Below are 2,628 nucleotides of genomic sequence, written 5' to 3' on the forward strand. Positions count from 1 at the left end.
TCTCCCTGAGGGATCCCCTCACCCCCAGCCCCTCTCCCTGAGGGAGAGGGGAGTTGGGTTGCATCACCGGTTAAATAACTCTCACTCGGCAACAAAAAGCCCCCGGCCAGCTCCAGGGGGCAAGCAGTGAAAAGTTGGATCCTCTAGGGCAACAACTCCTCGATGGCCTCCTCCTTGGTGTTGGTGCGGCGGGAGAGGGTGCGGCGGTCGAAGGTCATGTGGATCTCCCGATTTTGCTCGCCGTCGGCAGCCACAGCAAAGATGGGGAAGTCGATGTTGCCATCGGGGAAAGCCATGTGGAAACGGAAGGTGCCATCGGGGTTGAGCTGGATCTTGCGCCCGGCGATGGTGACGGTGGCATCCGGCTCCGTGGCCCCGTAGACGATCAGCTCGGCATCAGCCACCAGCCAGAACTTGCGGGAGCGCCGCGGCAGGACTTCGGAAGCGCCGGAGAACAGCCCCAGGCCCGATCCGGAAGCCATCCAAGGGGCAGCAGGCACCTCTGCCATGGCCATCCCCATCATACCCACACCCGAGGGGATAATGAACGAGCTGATGGCCTGCTCCGGCACCAGTTGACGGCTGCCCATTTGGTGGCTGCCAAACAGGGATCCCGCCACCCGCATTGCCTCGAAGTCGCCCACCATGTCCAGGAAGGGATCCGCCGTCGCCTCCCGCTGCGGCTCATCGCCTTTGTAGGCCACCACGCCCATGCCGGTGGCGCTGCGCTTGTAGGGCTCGGTGAGCTGGTAGAGGGTGCGGCCCTGCAGTGCCACGTCGAAGGGCACCGTCAGGAAGTGCTCTTCAAACCAGTCGGAAGGATAAACCGGGGGCACCATCACCGCTGCCGAGCGGGCCAACATCAGCCAGCGGCCATCTGCCGTCCGGTAGCCGATCTCCACCAAATAGGAGCGGTCGCTCACCGGGATCGGCAAGTACCATTCCCGCGCCAGCTCGTCGCAGGGGTACTCCTGCATGCTGTGGGCCGGTTGGCGGTCGAAATCAATATCTGTCACATCGTACAGACGCAGCGCCAACTGTTGGCCGCCCTCGCGGCGCTTACTCTCCTTGGCTTCGTTGGGCACATCCCAATAGGCGTAGGCCCATTGGGGATCCCGCGGCAGCAGGACAATGCGGCTTTCGCCATAGCCGTCGGGCAGATCCCCCAGCCCCTTGTCTACATCGGCCAGATCCGGCTTGCTAGCTACTTGGCCGACATACTTCGTCCCGGTAACCGACTCTTGCCCGCTGGGCTCCGGCATCGCATCGGTGGGGCAGCCAGTTTTGGCCTGGGCTTCTCGAATGGCCTCGATAAGCTGGTCTTTGGTCATACGGCTGTACTTGGGGATCTGATAGCGGGCAGCTTCTTCTCGCAACTGCCGGATGGTCATTTCTTCCAACGGGATCCGCTCTGGTGGCATGGTCAGGGTCTCCTGTCTTCGACAACTCAGGCTTTGTGCAATGCTCCAGCTTCTAACCCAAAGGCCGATCCCAGCTTGTGGCTCAGTACAGCCTTGAACCTACTGGCGTGACGGCCTGCTTTGCACTCTCCAACCCCTGATGATTCCAGGTCGGGATCAACGGGGATCACAAAGAATGATGAACACATGTTTGCGTATTTTTGCCTGGCGGTCAAGAGCTTGGGGATCGCTGGGGATCAACGCCTGGCTTTCCCAGCCATCTTGAGCCAGGGATCCCGCCGCACGAGGGAAAAACATCGACCGCTGCTCTCCAGCCAAAGGGAGGACTGCGCGGGATCCCCTACCGAACCGGCCCTGCCTGGGTAGCATGGGGGAAGGGTGGGCGGCTGCAGAGCAAACCACAGGTTTTCAGGCCGTGAGGTGGGGGCATGAGGTGGTGGAAAGATAGAACTCAAGGCGCAGGGATCCCGGTGATCTTGGCAGCGCTGGGGATCCTGGTCTGGCCGGGGGAAGCTGTCGAAGCACAAACCCTGTTTCCTCCCCTTTACCGCCTGCAAGGGGGATCCCCTGCCCCAGCGGTTGAGAAACAACCCTTCCCGGAAGAAACGCCCTGGCGCCCGGTTACTCCCGACCAGGTAGAAGTAGAGTCGGCGTTTTCTAGCGAGAACCCAAGCTTGGAAGGGCCGATTTTCGATTTGGACTTGTTGCGCCAGTTCGGCAGCGGGGGCGGTGGCTCGGGTTCTGGCCAGGGAGAAGGGAGCGGGCCCGGCAGCGGCCAGAGCGGGGGGCGCGGCTCCAGCCCTGGCTCGGGGGTGGGCACAGGCCAGGGGCCAGGGGGGGGAGCTGGCCTCGAAGCAGGATCCCAGCGGCAAACCCCGCAGGTAACAGGGCTGATCGTGGATGCCCGCGGCCTGGATTTTCTCCCTAGCCAATCGATGCGCCTTTTGGATCCCGACGGCAACCCAGTTTACCCGCCCCTCAACCTTGGCCAGGATCTCAATGCTGCCTTTGTGGGCAGCGAGGGCACTGCCGCCTATACCACCTCAGAAGAGCAGGCCCGCTCGCTGGTCAACCGCATTGGGGAACGGCCCCACCGCATCCGCGCCACCCGCATGCTGGGCTACGACCTGGTGATCTCCGCCGAAGATGCCTTCAACCTGCGCCAGATGAACGCCAGCGACGGCTTTCTGGATCGCTTTGCCGTGGT

The 2,628-nt window shown here is 62.7% G+C and carries 3 protein-coding genes; 2 read left to right on the top strand and 1 reads right to left on the bottom strand.

Features of this window, described 5'->3' with window-relative positions:
* Nucleotides 1-143 precede the first annotated feature (143 nt).
* On the bottom strand, nt 144-1,421 hold the full coding sequence (locus tag NW853_RS10930) for a DUF4912 domain-containing protein (RefSeq protein ID WP_414349021.1): 1,278 nt from the start codon (nt 1,419-1,421) through the stop codon (nt 144-146).
* A 186-nt stretch (nt 1,422-1,607) separates the two neighbouring features.
* Here NW853_RS10930 and NW853_RS10935 point away from each other — a divergent pair, with 186 nt between their 5' ends.
* Entirely contained in the window at nt 1,608-1,787 is a 180-nt protein-coding gene (locus NW853_RS10935; protein WP_414336175.1) for a hypothetical protein, read from the top strand.
* A gap of 62 nt (nt 1,788-1,849) precedes the next feature.
* On the top strand, nt 1,850-2,628 hold a 779-nt coding region (locus tag NW853_RS10940; protein WP_414349022.1), incomplete at its 3' end, for a hypothetical protein.

Origin of the sequence: Synechococcus sp. H55.11, assembly GCF_047462475.1 — a bacterium.
GTDB lineage: Bacteria > Cyanobacteriota > Cyanobacteriia > Thermostichales > Thermostichaceae > Thermostichus.

Coding starts and splice junctions, on each gene's coding strand:
- NW853_RS10930 (WP_414349021.1), bottom strand. CDS start 1,421: ATGCCACCAGAGCGGATCCCGTTGGAAGAAATGACCATCCGGCAGTTG.
- NW853_RS10935 (WP_414336175.1), top strand. CDS start 1,608: ATGTTTGCGTATTTTTGCCTGGCGGTCAAGAGCTTGGGGATCGCTGGG.